Annotated in this window: 14 protein-coding genes and 1 tRNA gene; 11 read left to right on the plus strand and 4 right to left on the minus strand. The window is 50.5% G+C overall.

Annotated elements, in window-relative coordinates; all coding sequences use genetic code 11:
- Positions 1–124 precede the first annotated feature (124 nt).
- Positions 125–988 (minus strand): polysaccharide deacetylase family protein, encoded by an 864-nt coding sequence (locus C7B82_RS20980; protein ID WP_106258308.1) that lies wholly within the window; start codon positions 986–988, stop codon positions 125–127.
- Between the two features lie 230 nt (positions 989–1,218).
- On the minus strand, positions 1,219–4,032 hold the full coding sequence (locus tag C7B82_RS20985; RefSeq protein WP_181357595.1) for a CHAT domain-containing tetratricopeptide repeat protein: 2,814 nt from the start codon (positions 4,030–4,032) through the stop codon (positions 1,219–1,221).
- 348 nt (positions 4,033–4,380) lie between these two features.
- Between C7B82_RS20985 and C7B82_RS20990 the strand changes: the two genes are divergently transcribed.
- From C7B82_RS20990 to C7B82_RS21040, 11 genes are all read left to right on the plus strand, one after another.
- A complete protein-coding gene (locus tag C7B82_RS20990; protein ID WP_106258312.1) occupies positions 4,381–5,211 on the plus strand; it encodes an ABC transporter permease in 831 nt (276 codons plus the stop codon).
- Entirely contained in the window at positions 5,201–6,502 is a 1,302-nt protein-coding gene (locus C7B82_RS20995; protein ID WP_245940023.1) for an ABC transporter ATP-binding protein, read from the plus strand. The genes C7B82_RS20990 and C7B82_RS20995 overlap by 11 nt, the downstream gene beginning before the upstream one ends.
- 29 nt (positions 6,503–6,531) lie before the next feature.
- Positions 6,532–7,437, plus strand: coding sequence for a class I SAM-dependent methyltransferase (locus C7B82_RS21000; protein WP_106258314.1), 906 nt, complete (start codon positions 6,532–6,534; stop codon positions 7,435–7,437).
- Positions 7,437–8,312: a class I SAM-dependent methyltransferase gene (locus tag C7B82_RS21005; RefSeq protein WP_106258315.1), complete on the plus strand. Its 876-nt coding sequence runs from the start codon at positions 7,437–7,439 to the stop codon at positions 8,310–8,312. Before C7B82_RS21000 ends, C7B82_RS21005 begins: the two co-directional genes overlap by 1 nt.
- Positions 8,297–10,207, plus strand: coding sequence for an asparagine synthase (glutamine-hydrolyzing) (asnB, locus tag C7B82_RS21010; RefSeq protein ID WP_106258317.1), 1,911 nt, complete (start codon positions 8,297–8,299; stop codon positions 10,205–10,207). The genes C7B82_RS21005 and asnB overlap by 16 nt, the downstream gene beginning before the upstream one ends.
- Positions 10,208–10,212: 5 nt before the next feature.
- Positions 10,213–11,466 carry a glycosyltransferase family 4 protein gene (locus tag C7B82_RS21015; protein ID WP_106258318.1) on the plus strand — a complete coding sequence of 418 codons (1,254 nt, stop codon included), beginning with the start codon at positions 10,213–10,215 and terminating at the stop codon, positions 11,464–11,466.
- On the plus strand, positions 11,463–12,365 hold the full coding sequence (locus C7B82_RS21020) for a glycosyltransferase family 2 protein (RefSeq protein ID WP_106258320.1): 903 nt from the start codon (positions 11,463–11,465) through the stop codon (positions 12,363–12,365). The genes C7B82_RS21015 and C7B82_RS21020 overlap by 4 nt, the downstream gene beginning before the upstream one ends.
- A 26-nt stretch (positions 12,366–12,391) precedes the next feature.
- Positions 12,392–13,267: a glycosyltransferase family 2 protein gene (locus C7B82_RS21025; RefSeq protein ID WP_106258423.1), complete on the plus strand. Its 876-nt coding sequence runs from the start codon at positions 12,392–12,394 to the stop codon at positions 13,265–13,267.
- The gene (locus C7B82_RS21030; RefSeq protein ID WP_106258321.1) at positions 13,264–14,448 is read left to right on the plus strand and encodes a glycosyltransferase family 4 protein; all 1,185 of its coding nucleotides are present in this window, start codon (positions 13,264–13,266) and stop codon (positions 14,446–14,448) included. Before C7B82_RS21025 ends, C7B82_RS21030 begins: the two co-directional genes overlap by 4 nt.
- 167 nt (positions 14,449–14,615) lie before the next feature.
- A complete protein-coding gene (locus tag C7B82_RS21035) occupies positions 14,616–15,398 on the plus strand; it encodes a WecB/TagA/CpsF family glycosyltransferase (RefSeq protein WP_106258323.1) in 783 nt (260 codons plus the stop codon).
- Between the two features lie 151 nt (positions 15,399–15,549).
- Positions 15,550–16,986, plus strand: a complete 1,437-nt coding sequence (locus C7B82_RS21040) for a sugar transferase (protein WP_106258324.1) — start codon at positions 15,550–15,552, stop codon at positions 16,984–16,986.
- 76 nt (positions 16,987–17,062) lie between these two features.
- On the opposite strand, the gene C7B82_RS21045 is transcribed toward C7B82_RS21040, so the two are convergent.
- Positions 17,063–17,144: transfer RNA gene (locus C7B82_RS21045), tRNA-Leu, on the minus strand.
- 397 nt (positions 17,145–17,541) lie between these two features.
- Positions 17,542–18,078, minus strand: a complete 537-nt coding sequence (locus tag C7B82_RS21050; RefSeq protein WP_106258326.1) for a hypothetical protein — start codon at positions 18,076–18,078, stop codon at positions 17,542–17,544.
- Positions 18,079–18,268: the final 190 nt, after the last annotated feature.

The raw sequence follows: 18,268 nt of genomic DNA on the forward strand, positions 1-18,268 counted from the left end.
TTGTTCGTAACACCTCTTGATGAGCCCGCTTTGAAGACCGTCGTAGCCGCTAAAGGGGCATCAAGCTAACGGACGGTGAAACTCGACAAAAAGTGCCCTACAGTTGATCGAGCATAGGGTTTCTCTAGCCTTTAGTGCCTGCTGAGGACAAGACAAAGCCAAGCGCCCCATCTGGCTTGATGTAAGGTTTGAGTTGCTGGTAGCTGAAAAAGTATCTGCCCGCTGGCTCCAGCGCTTTCATCACGTGGGGGAAGTCAAAATCGTAGCGAAACGTGATTCCTTGATCGCTAATCGAGAAACTATTCAGATTTCTGATTTGAAAGCGTTGCTTGCTAAGCTGATCGCGAAGATCGGCTCCCTCCTTGTCGCCGTTTGCGATCGCCTCCTTCATTTCAGCCTGCATGGCTTTGTTGACCATCACCGCGATCGTGCCAAACGCTTGCATCTTAAAGACATCCGTCGCTCTCAGCACCTTGCCTGTTTTCAAACTCACCAGCCGATGTTTTTCATAGGTACTGGGATAGGCGCCCACGCCGCTAATCGTAAAGGTCACATCCAGTAAGGAGTTCTGGTTGTAGTTCACCGCATAATCAATTTCGCTCAGCCACCAGCTTTCTAGAAACTCTGTGCGCAATTCTTCCAGGGACTGCCCAAAAACGCTTTTGAGGCTGACCGCTGACTGGATATTTTGCAACAGTGCCTGATCGGCCAGACCCGTCACCTGCGGATATTTGATAGTGGCTTCTTTGTAATTTGGATACTCCTGCCCCTTTTTGCCACGGATCAACGTCACCGTTTTGGTTTCAAGCCGGACGCGATCGTTGGAGGGTGGTTTTGGCGACAGAGAAACCCGATCGATCGCTACTGCTCCTAACGCCATTTCAAGTGGATTGGTAGAAGATAGCCCGTGAGCGTTCAATGGCAAAAGGCTGCCCAGCAGCACTTGCCCCCCAGCCATGAGCAGCACAAAGAAGAGAGAAAATTTCATACGAACAGAGCTTTAAGAAATCAGATTAAGTTTCAACCGATGGACGTAGGAACAGGCGCAGAAACAAAGTACCAGTCAACCACGAATTCTGTCTGTTAGCGGCATAGCAGTGCCATGCTGCTACGCTGGAAGACAATTTGCTCGCAAAGCCCTTACTAGCTCCGCCAACTTAGCCTTTGTTCAATGCTTTTTAGTCGCCGATCACCTATCACTCACTAACAGCTATCATCCTATTCTGCTTCCCCGACCAGTGTAAACGCAGCCCAATCTCTGGGATTCGGGTATTGCTTCAGCGTAGCCAACATGGCTTGTCGGAGTGCTTGCGCTTTGTCGGGCGATCGGTTGAGGTTTTGGTAAAACGCCCGCATGAGAAACGCGGTCGAGGCGTCGGGCACGGCCCAGAGAGACACAATCAGGCTAGGAACACCCGCCGCAATAAACGATCGCGACAGACCGATGACGCCATCGCCCGTCAACCGTCCTCGTCCCGTATCACAAGCACTAAGGACGACCAGTGACGCGTTTAGGTTCAGATCCAGAATTTCGTCGGCAGTGAGCAGTCCATTATCTTTGCCAGAAGGCGCTAGCGCGATCGCGCCCGGTATGCCCAAGCCCTTGAAATCCTCCAGTAGCCCATGTGTCGCCAGATGAATGATGCGATTCTGGGGCATCTGCCGGACGATCGCCACTTTGGTTGCCCGATCGCCGGTAATGGCTTGCGTCCCTAATAAAGGCGCGATCGCCGTTGCCTCTAATGCTGCCCCCGGTAAACTCGCTAACTGTTCTGCTCGCTCACCATTTTGAGCCGAGAGAAACGGCATCGTCGGATTGCCAACAACTAACGCACGCGCTCGTTTTCTCCCCTCACTCCTCACACCTCTCCCCTCTCCTCTCACTCTCTGTTGATGCGTTAAGGCCAATACCTGAATCGATGGTGCAGTCAGGATGGTGTGACGCTCAATGAGATACTTACCAGAGGGATCTTGCAAGGCAGCGAAGGGCACCAGAAAAAGCGATCGCTGTGGGATAAAAGTGACACGGGCGTTGGGATCGTTGGGTAACACATCAGCGATCGGTTCAATGAGCAGGTTGTAGAGCTGCTGTGATTGGCTTTGTTTGGTTGCCCGCGTAGCGGCACTTGCCCTCAGACCTAAGTCCAAACCGCGACTTCTGACACCGATACGTTCCCGATCGATCGCCACCAGGGTTTCTAGTGAAGCGCCTGCTTTGTCCAAAGGCCTGAGGTCAACTTGGCGGAAAGTAATATTGCCACTCGGTGCGATCACCCAGATGTAAAGCTCTACCTCACGGGGCTTCACTTTCCCATCCGCCAAACTGTCTTCGTAGAGGATGGAATATTGCACCAGCGTTGAGTTTTGGGCTTGAGCAATTTGCTTGATCTGAGCCAGCGTCGGCGGCTGAACTGTGGCTGAGGAGGCCGTTGAGCGGCTGTCCGCGCCGGACAAGCGTCGTGCCAACAGTTGCACAAAGGCTCGTGCTCGACCCCGTTCCGCAATTTCCAAGGCAGTATCGGTTTTTTTCTGCGCCACCAGCACGCGTTGCAAAAGGCGATAGGTACGCGCTTGCTGATCGAACAGCGAAATCTGATTGCGATCGTTGTTACCCAGGTTTGCCCGCAGCGATTCCCAGGTCTTTAGCCCTGCCAGCAAGGTTGTTTCTGCGTCTGCAAACTGCTTTGTCTGAAAGAGCGTATTCCCTAAATTGTTGAGCACCAGGCCTTCGGTTGCCGGGTCTTGGATGGCACGAGCGATCGCCAACGCTTGCCGATAAGCCGCGATCGCCTGACCAAACTGCCCCTGCTCGTCATATTCCACACCCAGGTTTGCCAAAATCGTGCTTTCCCCCGCTTTGTCGTTGGTTTGACGGGCCAGCACTAAGGCCTGCTGGTGATAGTCGATCGCCTTGGCGTACTGACCCATTGAGCGATACACATTGCCCAGGTTGGTGAGCGAAATCTCGGCACTGTTGGCATCGTTGGTCGCTCGCGCTGTGGTCAAACGCTTCTCGTGATACTCGATCGCGTTTGGAAACGCTTGTAAGACGTAATAAAGATTGCCTAACTTGGTCAGGAAAGAGGCTTCAACCGATGGATTCTGAATGGCTCTAGCGATCGCTAATCCCTTAAAGGCATCTTCGATCGCCCTGGCATAATCGCCCAGGTCATAGTAAATGTTGCTGCGGTTGCCCAGCGATTGCGCCTCGCCTAGACGATCCTGAATCTGTCGCGAGATCGTCAACCTTTGATCCAAAGAAGCGATCGCCTGACCATAGTTGCCCAGCGCGTAGTAGTTATTACCCAGATTATTAAGTGCGGCTGCCTCACCCAGACGATCGTTTAGGCTACGCGCGATCGTCAATTGCTGCTGCGAATAGGCGATCGATTTCGTTTGATTGCTCAGGCTGTAGTAGATCACGCCTAAGCTGCCGAGACTATTTGCCTCTAGCTGGCGATCGTTCAGCTCACGCGCGATCGCAATGGTTTGTTCATACGCAGCGATCGCGCCAGGATAATCGCCTTTATTGTAAGCAATCTCAGCCAGGTTGCCGATCGTTTGCCCTTCGCCCTGACGATCTTTAACCTCCCGATAGAGCGCCAACGCTTGCTGATAATAGGCCGTTGCTTTGGCAGCATCACCCAAATTGACGGTAATTACGCCCAAATTGCCCAGTGCCGCCGCTTCTCCTGCCCGATCGCGCCCCTTTTGCGCCAGTGCGAGGCTTTGCTGGTAATACGCTGTTGCCTGAGGGTAAGCGGTCATCACGTAGTAGGCATTGCCTAAATTCCGCAGCGTTTTCACAATCTTGGGCTGATCGGCTAACGCTTGATAGAGGGTCAATGCCTGCTGAAGGGTGGCGATCGCTTCGGTTGGTTGCCCGGTGCGATACTGTTGCATGCCTTGCTCTAGCAGTTGATCCGCTTGAGCTTGACGGGTGTCTGTAGCTTGAGTGCGAGTCGCGGAGGGCGCAACCGGAGAGGAGCCCGCTTTGGCTGGCAGCAAAACTGTCTGGCAAAGTGCAGTCACACTTAGACTCAAAACAAGCCGAGCCAAAAGCCGTCGGTACCTTTGCATAGCCTCTTACCACCGCTCAACGGAACCTGGACATCAAGCACATCATAGCCACCGATCGCACGCGCTGTAAGGCCTTGCTGCTGCGAGAGATGCCTTTTGTGGGGGTGTTTTGCGTTTCTTCTTTGTCACGGGCCACACCGCTGCTATAGCAACAGTGATTCACGAATCAGCCTCAGCTTCAGCAACCGTTACGTAACCTTGATGAAGGAGTTGTGAATACGCGATCGCTCTTTGAGGTGTTGGGGGAACTTTAGAGATAGCCCCTCTACCCCTCACACTCGCCCCCAGTGACTCTGTCCCATGAGAACGCAGTCGAAGAAGACGATCATTCACCCTGGCAAGCAGCCGTTGGCAGAAGCCATCCAAGAATTTTGGGACTACCGAGATTTGCTCTGGATGCTTACGATGCGTCAGGTCAGCGTTCGCTATAAGCAAACGGCTATTGGTATCGTCTGGGTTTTGCTACAACCATTAGCAGCGATGGCAATTTTTACCATCATCTTTGGCTACTTTGCCAAGCTGGCTACGGATGGCTTGCCCTACGCAATTTTTGTTTACTCCGCGCTGGTATTGTGGACGCTTTTCTCAGAAGGACTATCACGGGCGGGCACTAGCCTCATTGCAGACGAGAAGCTGATCACAAAAGTTTATTTCCCTCGCCTCATTATTCCTCTTGCGGCGGTTGGCTCTGCCTGGATTGACTTTGCGATCGCGTTAGTGGTGTTGCTGCCGCTGACGTACCTGTATGGTCTGAGACCGACCTGGAGTTTGCTGCTGCTGCCGATCGCCATGTTGGTCACAATGGTGCTGTCGGCAGGTGTGGGGATGCTGCTGGCGGCGCTTAATGTGAAGTATCGAGACTTTCAATACACGGTACCGTTTCTGATTCAAATCTGGCTGTATGCGTCGCCAGTGGTTTACTCCAGTAGTATTGTGCCAGAGTCAATCCGCCCGTTTTATTACTTGAACCCAATGGCTGGGTTGATCGAGCTCTCCCGGTTTGCAGTCACCGGGCAGGGTAGCATCCCCTGGATGGGTTTGGGGCTGTCGGTGGGAGTGGCGATCGCCTTTTTCCTGCTTGGCTCCACGGTTTTCCGGCACATTGAGCGTAGCTTTGCAGATGTTATCTAAAGCAGGTATGGAACCCATCATTGCAGTCAAAGGACTGGGGAAAGCCTACCAGATCCGCACTGGGGAAAAGAAGCGCTATCACACGTTGCGGGATGACTTGTTTGAGAGTGCGCGGGGCTTGATACAGGGAACGTGGGGACGCCTCGCTGGCGGTAAGGCTGCGCCAACGCGCACTGAGGAATTTTGGGCGCTGAAGGATATCAATCTGGAGATCTATCCTGGTGAGGTGGTTGGCATTATTGGTCGCAATGGCGCAGGCAAAAGCACGCTGCTAAAAATTCTCTCGCGGGTTGTTCAGCCTACAACTGGGGAAGCGGTTTTGTATGGGCGGATTGCCTCTCTGCTAGAAGTTGGCACGGGCTTTCACCCAGAACTGACCGGGCGGGAAAACATTTTTATGAGCGGTGTTGTGTTGGGCATGAAGCAAGCTGAAGTCAGGCGTAAGTTTGACGAAATTGTGGCGTTTGCTGAAGTCGAAAAGTTTTTGGATACGCCTGTCAAACGCTATTCCTCTGGGATGTATGTACGACTGGCGTTTGCCGTTGCTGCCCATTTGGAGCCCGATATTTTGCTGGTCGATGAAGTGCTGGCGGTAGGGGATGCCGCGTTTCAGAGAAAATGTTTGGGCAAGATGGAAGATGTGGCAAAAAATCAGGGACGAACGGTTTTATTTGTCAGCCATAATATGGGAATTGTCACCCAACTTTGTACACGGGGTATTTATCTCAAACAAGGACAAATTTCTGAAACTGGTGACATCAATTCTGTTGTTTCAAGCTATCTCTTGTCTGATGTTGCCAATGATGCTTCAAGGACACTGCACCCATCAGGTTTAGATGAGCAAGACAAAAAAGCAATCTTCTTTAGAACGATTCAAATTAAAAATCAAGAAGGTGAATTAAGTTCAGAATTTGATGTTCGTTATCCGTTTTATATCCATTTAACCTATGAAGTCGCACAATCACTGAAGAATGCGGAACTTTCGCTTCGTATTGACACAGATGACGGCAGACCAGTCTTTACAACTCATCAATCAGACTGTAATACTGAGTGCCTTAATTTTAGAGAAATTGGTGTTCACGATACAAACATCAAAATCCCTGCCATGTTTCTAATGCCGGGTGCCTATTTAGTCACGATCGGAGCCCATGAGCCAATGGTGCAGGTCTATGATTCGCATGAAAATCTGATTCATTTTAGAGTGATTGAAACTGGAACCAAGTTGGCAAAATACCAACAACATCAGAAATCAGGGGTTGTTATGATTGACTTACCCTGGCAGCAAGATTGACAAGGCATTCTATAGATAAGTAATTTGAGATGAAAATTTATAGCCCTCTCACTGGCTCTGATGATGTTACGTTACTGAAAACAATTCAGTCAGAACAACTTGTTCGTGATTGGGCAAGAGACTTTCAGATCGATATAACTGAAGAATTGCATGGAAACAAAGAAATTTATCTCTACAAATGCAATCAAACTCAGTTAAAGTTTTTCACGCCATCTAATATAGCAGGTTCAGGTGAACTATATAAAAAATTACAGCGAACTAGTCATTATTACATGCCCGATCGCTGGGAACATAAAATAGCCCTAAAGGATTTATCAGATTGCCAGAAGGTTATCGAAATCGGTTCTGCATGGGGATATTTTGTTAAATCAGGGCGTGAAATAGGTCTAGAAATTCGAGGCATTGAGTTAAATGAAGCGGCTGCTTTGTTTGCTCAAGGTCAAAATATTCCTATTGAGCGTTTAGATTTGAGGGAAGCAGCAATCTTGTACAAAGAATCACTAGATGCAGTTTGTAGTTTCCAGGTGCTTGAGCACGTAACAAACCCCAAAGATTTCATCGATTGGTCATTGCAGATGCTAAAGCCAGGAGGGAAGTTAATCTGTTGTGTACCAAATTCAGACAGTTTTCTCAAATACCAGTACAACTTATTAGACTTACCTCCTCACCACATGACTTTGTGGTCTGCCGGTTCCTTTAAATCATTAGAATCTCTTTTCCCAATCAAACTGGAAAAAACTGTTATTGAGCCATTAGCTCCTTATCATACGGAAGGCTATTTGAGTGCTTATCGTGACCATCTTCGCAGCAAACACCCTACCGGTAAAGTCTTTCTTAATCGGTTTACCCTCCCTGTATTTAGAAAGATTCTTAATGCTGGAGTAAGTTTTTTTTTGACAGGCCAAAGCTTGTATGTGCAGTTCCGGAAAATCTGATGAAATATCTTAATCTTGGTTGCGGTCGTCGATTTCACTCTGATTGGACAAATATTGATTTTACTTCGACAGCTAAAGACGTTATTGCTCATGACTTGGGTCAGAGCATTCCTTTTCCTGAAAATTCATTTGATGTAGTCTACCATTCCCATTTGTTAGAACATTTCTCAAAGCAGGCAGCTAAAGCATTTATCAAAGAATGTTGTCGTGTTTTACGTCCTGATGGCATTCTAAGGGTCGCAGTTCCCGATTTAGAGCAAATTGCTCACAGCTATTTAGCAGCACTAGAACTTGCACTTTCTGGTAGTCATGAAGGGGCTGCTAACTATGACTGGATACTATTAGAAATGTATGATCAGACTGCCAGAAATAAAGCAGGCGGAGAGATGCTTTATTATCTTCATCAAGAAAATATTCCAAATGTGGAGTATGTAATTAAACGCTGTAATAGCGAAATAAAGACGATTATTGAAATGGGGCAACGGCAGCGTGATTTGGATTCTTATCCTAAGAACTTTAAAGGGCAATTCAGATCTTTATTGAAGCCGTTTTATTACTTCTTCCGCTATCCAAAATACCGTCGTGATCTTCTGCTTAAAATGCTTTTAGGTCAGGAGTTCAGTGCTCTAGAGATTGGGCGTTTTCGTCAAAGTGGCGAAGTTCATTATTGGATGTACGATCGCTACTCTTTATCCCTTCTTTTGAGGCAATGTGGCTTAGAGAGTATCATGCAGAGAACTGCAACTGAAAGCTACATTCCAAACTGGTCTGACTGGCATCTTGATACTGAACCAGATGGCACTACTTATAAGCCTGATTCGCTTTTTGTAGAAGCTATTAAACCAACAAATTTCTCTTTATGTGCGGCATTGTAGGACTAATTGGCCACTGGGCACCGGAGCTTTTGGGTCAACTGAACCAGAGCCTCTACCATCGTGGCCCTGATGATGGAGGCGAGTACCGTGATCAGCAGGGAGGTGTAGCGCTGGCAATGCGACGGTTAAGCATTCTGGACTTGTCGGGTGGGCATCAACCCATGAGCAACCACGACGGTTCGGTTTGGATTGTGTTTAACGGTGAGATTTACAATGCGCCCGAACTGCGATCGCGGTTAGAAGCAAAGGGCGTCCACTTCAAAACCTCCCATTCCGATACAGAATGCCTGCTGCACCTCTACGAAGCCTACGGTGAAGCCATGCTGGCGGAACTCAATGGCATGTTTGCGTTTGTGATTTATGACCGAGAGCGCAAGCAGATTTTTGGAGCCCGCGATCGCTTTGGCATCAAGCCGCTTTATTACACCCAAACTGCCAATCACTTTGCCTTTGCTTCTGAACTCAAAACCCTGTTGCAGTTGCCGACCGTTGAACGGCACCTCAACCTCCAAAGCCTTTACCATTACCTCAGTCTGCGCTATATTCCCGGTGCCGATTCCATTTTCAAGGGCATTCAGCGCCTACCGCCCGCGCATTCCTTTCGCTACCGCCTGGAGCCGCAAGACTTTACCATTGAGCGCTACTGGCAACCTGACCCCAGCCCTACCGAAACGCATTCCATTGCCGAATGGAGCGAGATGATTCGCCATGAACTCAGGGGAGCCGTCAAGCGTTGGGCACTGAGCGATGTGCCGATCGGGTGTTCTCTGTCGGGTGGCATCGATTCAACGGCGATCGTCGGCTTGTTGGCAGAAGCGGGCTATGAACGACTCTCTACTTACTCCCTCGGCTTCCAAAAGGCTGAAGAAGCAGACTGGAATGAACTGCCCCTGGCACGTCAGATGGCCGAACGATGGGGCACTCAGCACTATGAGCTTCTCCTCACACCCGATGACTTGCTGCGAGATCTGGTGCGCATGGTCTGGTCTCTCGATGAACCCTATGGTGGCGGTTTGCCCTCCTGGTATATCTTCCAGTTTATGAGCCGGGATGTGAAAGTCGGCTTAACGGGAACGGGTGGAGACGAGTTGTTTGGTAATTATGGCAAATGGTGTCATTACGAGAATCGGTTATCCAGATTGGGCCACCCGTTACACAGCATGCGCGATCGCATCAAGCGATCGGCGTCGCACCTGCCAGAGTTGCTGCTTGGGGCTGACCGCAAAAAACGTTGGTTGGAGTATTACCGAACATTCCGCTTTCCAATGGATGCTTACTTCCTCTATTTCAGCGATGCCACCAAACGTCGCTATTTATCGGAGGTGAGCGGCATAACAGACACAGCAGACTGGCTACAAACTCTCTATCAAACCAGTGGGGCCACCGAAATCCGCAATGGAACGGCTCTGGTAGACCTTCAAACTCAGTTGCCGGAAGAATTTTTGCTGATGACCGATCGCTTCTCAATGGCGCACTCCCTGGAGGCAAGAGTACCGTTCCTGGATGCCCAATTGGTCGATCGGGTACTCAGCATTCCAACCAGCCTTCGTACTCACCCCAACGACCTGAAATACCTGCTGAAACAGGCTGTCAGCGACCTCCTACCCGCGCCGCTGTTGACGGCACGTAAGCGCGGCTTCATCATTCCCGATACCCTTTGGCTGCGGGACAAATTGCGCCCCCTGGTCGAACGCTTGCTGGCACCCGATCGCCTCGCGCGACAGGGCATTCTTCGACCAGAAATCTACTCGCGCTTTGTACAACCTCATTTGAGCGGGAAGGCCGATTACACCGGACAAGTCTGGACATTGCTGATGTTCCAACTTTGGCATGTAGTATTTATTGAGCAAGCCTCCGTTGAAGCTCCTAGTTTCTCCTGGCAAGATTTGGTGTAATAGTCATGGGAAACTCAGTCCTTCATCTAAACTTTGCCGATAATGACGGCGGCGCAGCGCGATCGGCCTATAAAATCCACTCTGGTTTGCGGCACCTGGGTTGGAACTCACACATGCTGGTTCGTAAACAGATCACGAACGATCGGGATGTGGATGATATTCAAAAGCACCAGTCCTGGTTGTGGTTTGGTGATGCGCTGAGCCGTAAACTACTGGATCGCCAACTGTGTCTAGAGAACTGGTATTACCCTTCCTCCAGCGCATTAGCCCAGCACCCGTGGTTTCAGTCAGCCGATGTGGTGCAGCTTTACAACCTGCATCCTCATTTCTTCAGCCATCGCATGCTGCCTCAACTGAGCCGCCAAAAGCCTGTGGTATGGCGGCTACCAGATATGTGGGCTTTCACCGGGCACTGCACTTACTCTTATGAGTGCGATCGCTGGCAAACAGGCTGTGGGCACTGTCCTCATCTAGACTCATATCCGCCTTTGAAGCACGATACAACGGCCTTCCTCTGGCGTGAGAAACAGCGGATGTATCATCGCTCCCAATTGGCGATCGTGGTGACAAACCGCTGGATGGAAAGCCTGCTACAGAAGAGTCCCTTACTGTCCCATTTGCCAATCCATCGCATTCCCAACGGAGTGAACACGGATGTCTTTTACCCCATTCCCAAAGTGGATGCCCGTGCAGCTCTCAACCTTCCACTCGATGCCAATGTGGTTTTGTTTGCGGCTGCGAATACAACCGAAGTGCGCAAGGGGTGCGACTATGTGCTGCCTGTGATGCAAAACCTTGCAGCCGCCAATGTCCCGGCTTTAGTGCTGGTCGTGCTGGGGCAGGACTCAGAAACGTGGCAAGATGGTTCCGGCTATCACACCGTTCGTTTGGAAAGCACTGACAGCGATCGCGCCCTCGCAATGGCTTACTCAGCCGCAGACGTTTTCTTACATCCTGCCCTGGTGGAAAATTTTCCGAACACGATCTTGGAGAGTATGGCATGTGGCACCCCTTGTGTTGCCTTTGACGTTGGCGGCGTTGGCGATATTCTGCAATCTCACAAAACAGGCTATCTTGCTGCCTACCGGAACACAGACGATTTGGTGAAAGGAACCTTCCAATTGCTGACTGACGCGGAGCAACGATTGCACATGAGCGACGCGTGCCGACAGTTGATTGAAACAGAATATAATTTGGAGCTTCAAGCCAAACGCTTTGCCCAAGTGTATGAAACCGTGATTGCTCAAGCCAAACCATGACTAGCGCTGCACTCCACTCTATCTATATCCTGATTCCAGTGCACAACCGGAAAAGCACGACGCTGCACTGCTTAAGCGAACTCGATCGCTTAGGTGATCTCCAGCGCTACACCGTTGTGGTCATTGATGATAGTTCGACGGATGGCACCGCAGCCGCTATCCAATCGCTCTATCCGACCGTGAAGGTACTTAATGGCGATGGCACGTTGTGGTGGACGGGAGCGATTAGAAAAGGGATGGAATATGCCTATGAACAGGGGGCAGCCGCCTTTATCTGGCTCAACGATGATACGCTGCCGACGATGGGATGCCTTGCCATGATCGTCGCTGAATGTACCCACAATCCCAACACCATTGTTTCGGCTCAGTGCTATGCGTCAGGGACGTTAGAGCAACCAACCTATGGCGGTCAAACGAAAGCCTTGCTGTCTGTTGAGCTGTTCCATACGCCGCGTGGTCAGACGATCGCCTGTGATTGCCTGAGCGGAAATCTGGTGTGTCTGCCTCGTTCCGTTGTGGAAACGATTGGCTATCCACCCAGCGATCGCTTACCCCATTGCCTTGCAGATATTGTCTACACCTGGGAAGCCAAAAAAGCTGGCTATCACCTGAAAGTCTTGGGGGATGCCACTGCCGTGTGTGCCTTCAATCCACTCGAAGAAGGTTGGGCGTCCAGTGCAATTCCGATGACCAAACGCTGGTCGTTGCTCACGTCTCCCAAATCCAATCTGTACCCTTCTGCCTACTGGCATTACTGCACCAGTTTCTATGGCAGCTTGGCGTTCATTCCCTTCGCTCAGGTGTATTTGCGTCTCATCCTGTTTACGATCGCCCGCTGGCTGCTACCACTCCATTGGCTCCAAACGATGAAAGGATGGAAGCAAAAAGTTCTCTCCTAATCCGCCTCAATTCTAACGATACAGCTATGACTTTACGGCAGTCGGTGTTTATTCTCATTCCGGCTTACAACCGCAAAACCATCACCTTACAGTGCTTAGAAACGCTGAAGGAAAATGGCGACCTGGGACGCTATCAAGTTGTCGTGATCGATGATGGTTCCACCGATGGCACAGGGCAAGCTATTCAGACTGCCTATCCCGATGTCACGGTCTTGGAAGGCGATGGCAATTTGTGGTGGACGGGTGCGATCGTTCAGGGGATGGTGTATGCCAGCCAACAAGGGGCGGCATTGATAATCTGGCTGAATGATGACTGCACGCCCTCTCCCGGTGCGCTCTCTCAGTTGGTTACATTTTGGCAGACGCATCCTCAGTCGATCGTGGGAGCCGCCTGCTATAACCTGGAAGACAACACACTTCATGCCACTGGTGCACAGGGACGTAAACGGATGGCAGCTAAACCAGGTGAGATGATCGCGGTGGATGAAATGAGTGGGCATTGTGTGGGCATTCCGATCGCAGTTGTGCAGCAAATCGGCTTACCCGATGTCTACCGTTTTCCGCACTACCATGGCGATAGTATGTACATCCTCAAGGCAACTCGTGCTAGCTTTCCGGCTTACATTCTGGGTGATGCCAAAATTTATCATGCAGGCGTTATTAAAGCCAAACTGGAGGATTTTCTCGATCAGTCAGGTTCCCAGCGATCGTGCCTTCATCATCTCAGCACCGTTTTTTGTCACAAAAAATCGTTTTATTTCTTGCCCACCCAATGCTTTTATTACCTGCAAAAGTACGGTGCAGTTGCCGGTTGTTTGATTTTCTTGGCAAAGGTTACGCAATGGTCAATACGATTCATCCAACTGGGTTTACGGCAACCCATTAGCCGTGTGATGCAATGAAGTTGCTTTATACGCTTACTGCTTATCCGCCCAGCGTCGGTGGTGCCCAAATCCACCAGCACTCCCTAGCACAGCAGTTGCACTTACGGCATTCCGTACAGGTTGTGAGTCATTGGGATGCTAATCGCACCGATTGGCTGTTGGGCACAACGCTGCGGGCACCTGCAACAAGCCGAGATTATGCGATCGACGACATTCCGGTACATCGTTTGGGGCTATCTGTTCGAGAAAAAATCAGGTTAGCTCCTTATATACCGCTGTATTACCCGCTGATGCAGGTGGCGTTACCACCGATCGCCAACCTTCTGGAAACACACATTGCTCCCTTTGCCGCTAAGGCTGACGTGATCCATAACATTCGCATTGGGCGAGAGGGCTTGAGTTATGCGTCCTATCAAGCTGCACAACGATACGATCGTCCGTTTGTGTTGACGCCAGTACACCATCCCCGCTGGGTTGGCTGGCGCTACCGTGCCTATCTAAAGCTTTACCAGATGGCAGATGCCGTGATTGCTCTCACTCAGGCTGAGAAGCAAATTTTGATGGGGCTGGGTGTGGGTGAAGAACGCATTACTGTAACAGGCGTTGGCCCTGTACTAGCACCCACTGCTGATCCGATCGCCTTTCTCAAGCACTACAGTCTGGAGGGGCCGATCGTTCTCTTCTTGGGACAGCACTATCCGTACAAGGGCTACCAGCAGATGCTTCAAGCCGCTCCTTTAGTGTGGCAAACGGTACCAGAGGCGCAGTTTGTTTTCATGGGGCCGCCTGTCGCCGATTCGGAGCAAGCCTTTGCTCAAGTGAGCGATCGTCGGATTCATCGCTTAGGCAACGTTGATTTACAAACCAAAACCGATGCCCTGGCTGCCTGTACTCTGGTCTGTGTCCCCTCCAGTCAAGAAAGCTTTGGCGGCATTTACACCGAAGCCTGGAATTTCGGTAAGCCTGTCATTGGTTGCGATATTCCAGCCGTCGCGGAAGTCATCAGCGATGGCAGCGATGGCTTACTGACAACGCAAGAGCCCGACCAGATCGCCGATCGGCTGCTTGCTCTTTTGCTGCATCCTACTGACGCGATCGCGATGGGAGCCGCCGGGAAACACAAAGTCGAGTCACGCTTTACCTGGGAAAAAGTTGCTGAGCAGGTCGAGGAGGTGTATCGGAAGGTGATCAGTGGCTAGGGATTGGGAGGCGGGGGAGGTGGCGAGGTGAAGAGGTGGGGTGGTGGGGTGGTGAGGAAGGGAGCAAGGGGAATAAAGGGATTAGTAAGGACCGGACTCAAAACTCAGAACTCAAAACTCTCCAGCGGCGAAACTCAAAATTCAAAACTCAAAACTCAAAACTTTCCATGTCTTCTACCCTTCCGTCCCGCTTCATCCTGAATACTCGCGTTGATGCGACAAGCTACGAGGATGCGTGCGATCGCATTCAGACCTGGGCAAGCGCAAAAACGTCTTGTTACATCGTGGCAGCGAATGTGCATGTGGTGATGACTGGCTACTGGCAGCGATCATTCCAGCGTATGATCAATGGTGCTGCTTTGGTGACGCCAGATGGAATGCCCCTGGTGATTGGCTTACGGCTTTTAGGCATGAAGCACCAGACACGGGTCTACGGTCCCGATTTAATGCTGGCTTGGTGCGATCGGGCAACGCAACTTGGCACGCCGATTTACCTTTACGGCGGCACACCATCGATGCTGGACGCACTGCAACAAACCCTCAAAGAACGCGTTCCGGAGCTGATGATCGCGGGCTGCCATGCGCCGCCGTTTCGTCCCCTGACACCAGAGGAGGAGCAGGCGGATCGCGATCGCATCCATGCCACTGGTGCGCCTGTCGTCTTTGTTGGTCTGGGCTGTCCCAAGCAGGAAGAATGGATGGTACGACAGCAGGGCAACTTGCAAGCCGTCATGATTGGCGTGGGGGCTGCGTTTAGCTTTCATAGCGGCGAGGTGTTGCAGGCACCGCGCTGGATGATGGCATGGAGTTTGGAATGGCTCTATCGTTTCATGATGGAACCCAAACGCTTATGGCAGCGCTATCTAGTTAACAACCCTGCGTTTGTCGTTCTCTTTGGTTGGCAGCTTTTAAAGGCACGGCTATGCCATCACCGCAAAAGCAATTTGTAAAAGCGCATGGAGTGGGAGACTGGTGGAGGAAGCGGCAGAAACCTGAACGGTAGCGATAACTTTTGGTACGCTTTGCGGAATACTCAACGTATTGCCCTGCAAGCCTGCTGCTGACTTCAGTACAGATTGCCTTCTCACGAGCCTCTCTGCAATGGATCTACCTCCTGGTGCAGCGTACCCCAAAGCGACTGACATCCGTGCCCCTCGTGGGTTAGATTGGCGCAAAAGCTTCCGTTGGCGCTGGCATAGCGCGATCGTGCTGCTCTTGTGCGATGTGGCGGCACTGGCGATCGCTGGACGCCTAGCGGCACACCTCAACCAGTTTTACGCACCGCTACCGCCACCACTTGTCTTGGGCACCTGGGTGGGATTGCCAGGTTTGTTCTGGATCTTGATGACGGTCACGCTGTTATTGTTTGCACGCAGTGGCTTATATAGTGCCTCTAGTCAGTGGAAAAACTATGTGCGCTCTGGGCAACTGGTGAGCACCGTTTATCTAGCAGCCCTGCTTCTGGGCTATTTTTATGATCCAAAACTGGCGCCACCGCGATCGCTGGTGATTACTGCCTGGCTGGGTAGCGTTAGTTTGGTGATTGGCTTTCGGCTACTGGCAAGTCTGATGCTTAAGCAGTTTGAACAGGCTCAAACAACCGTCTTTTTACTGGCACGTGCAGAGCGACTGGCAACGCTGGCTCACGTACTAAAGCGACGATCGCGCTATCAGATTGTGGGGACTGCCCTTGCTGCCACGACCAGCACGGCTGAAACAATTCAAGCGATCCTGCGTTCTGGCGCACAGGAAGTATTGGCAGAAAGTCTGCCGCAGACTGAACTGGCATCGGGGCTTTACTGGCAGTTACGTCGTGCTGGCATTACGCTGCGGCTGATTCCGTCTAGCGTCGAGATGCTGCATCGAAGGGGTGTCCCAGAAATTGTAGCGGGCATCCCCACATTGCGTATGGAGGCCACCTTGCTGGGCGGCTGGGATTATCGCCTGAAACGGTGGTTTGATTGTCTGGGCGCGTTGGTCGGCTTGATACTGCTCTCACCCTTGTTTTTGGCAGTGGCGATCGTCATTAAACTGTCGTCACCTGGCGCGGTTTTCTTCTGTCAGGAACGCATGGGACTCCACGGCCGCGTCTTTCAGATGTGGAAATTTCGCACAATGGTGCCGGACGCCGCGGCCCTGCAAGCCGACTTGGAACAGCAGAATGAAGCAGGCGATGGTGTCATGTTCAAAATCAGGCACGATCCACGGATTACAGCGATCGGGCATTTTCTTCGGCGCACCAGCATTGATGAACTGCCCCAACTGTTTAATGTGCTGCTGGGGCAAATGAGCCTGGTAGGGCCACGCCCACTACCACTGCGAGATGTCGAGCGCTTCGACCCCTGGCATCACACGCGTCATCAGGTGCTACCTGGCATCACGGGGCTCTGGCAAATTTCTGGGCGATCGTCCCTCGATGCTTTCAATGATGCGGCTCGGCTGGATCTGTACTACATCGACAACTGGTCGCTCAACCTGGATCTTGAAATTTTGCTGGAAACCGTCAAAATCGTTGTTTGCGGTAAAGGCGCTTACTGACGCTGAAGGGTAAAAACTCACTAAAAAACGGCTGCTAGAGTCCCTTGACGGTTCAGCTAGCAGCCGTTTTTGATCATGGGCGGGGCGAGACTCGAACTCGCAAGCCTTTCGGCGCCGCATTTTGAGTGCGGTGCGTCTACCAATTCCGCCATCCGCCCATGTATTTGTCTAATCATTATACTGGATTGGGCAACTTTGGAGAAGCTCCTGATACTTTTGATTGCTTGCCAAATGAGGAAAAAGTCCCAAATTGGCAGAAAAGCGATCGAAAGCTAGGACATCCAGCAGAAAGCTTGTCTTAGATGGTTTAGGGGTGAAATACCGCAAGCCTTACCAAACTCGATACACCGCATTAAGCCACATCGCACAGAATCATGGTTTGTTAGCGGCTGCTAAGGTGGCAGGACATAAATCGCTAAATATGGTCAGTCGTCACTATGCAAGGTATACAGGTGAGCTAAAGGACGTTATGCCGGAGTTTTTCTAAAGCAACTTAAAAAACTGTGGCAATGATTCTTAGATGGTTTTATTAGACCTTAAGCCTTTCTACTAGGCTTAAGGTTTTTTATCACTTGCAAGACGAGCCGCTAATTTTTGCGCTAAATCTCTCATCATAGTGTGGCAAGGCAATGCTACCTGTGCTTTAGTAAGGTCGATTGTATCAGCCTCACGATCCCAAACAAGACCAGCATTAGAAAAAGCTTGATCTGAACTCATAATAGATTCAAATTCATTACGCCATGTTTTAGCCCTTTTTCCTCCATGTTTGTGGGCTACACCATTTCGGATATGTCGATATGCTTTTAACAACTTTTTCTCATCAGCAGTAAGCCACTCACCACGCATTTTTTCAGTTGTATAATCGTCGAAAATGGCGAAAAGATATACGAGAAGAACACCTTGAGTTAACCCGTTAACTTGGTTCTGAGCTTCTTCTCTATACTCAGAATTCTGATGTTCAACGCGCTTACCGCTCAGCAACCAACCAAACTCATACTGGAATATAGTATCAAGCACTTGCATAAGTTCAAGTGCTTGATCTGTTTCCACCGGATTAAAGTACTTAGAAAGATATTTATCAGAGTCGATCATTTATAGTTCCAACTACACGCAGCTAAGATATTTCTCGATCCAAGCTTATTTTACTCTATATAAACATAATTACAACGTCCCGTAATTCTTTTAGTCCATAGGAATTTTAATGCTTGGGTAAACTCACATGCACAGGTGATCTAAAGGGAGTTATGCCACAATTTCTAAAGACACTTTAGAAATTGTGGCA

This window comes from Stenomitos frigidus ULC18, from assembly GCF_003003795.1.
Lineage (GTDB): Bacteria > Cyanobacteriota > Cyanobacteriia > Leptolyngbyales > Leptolyngbyaceae > Stenomitos > Stenomitos frigidus_A.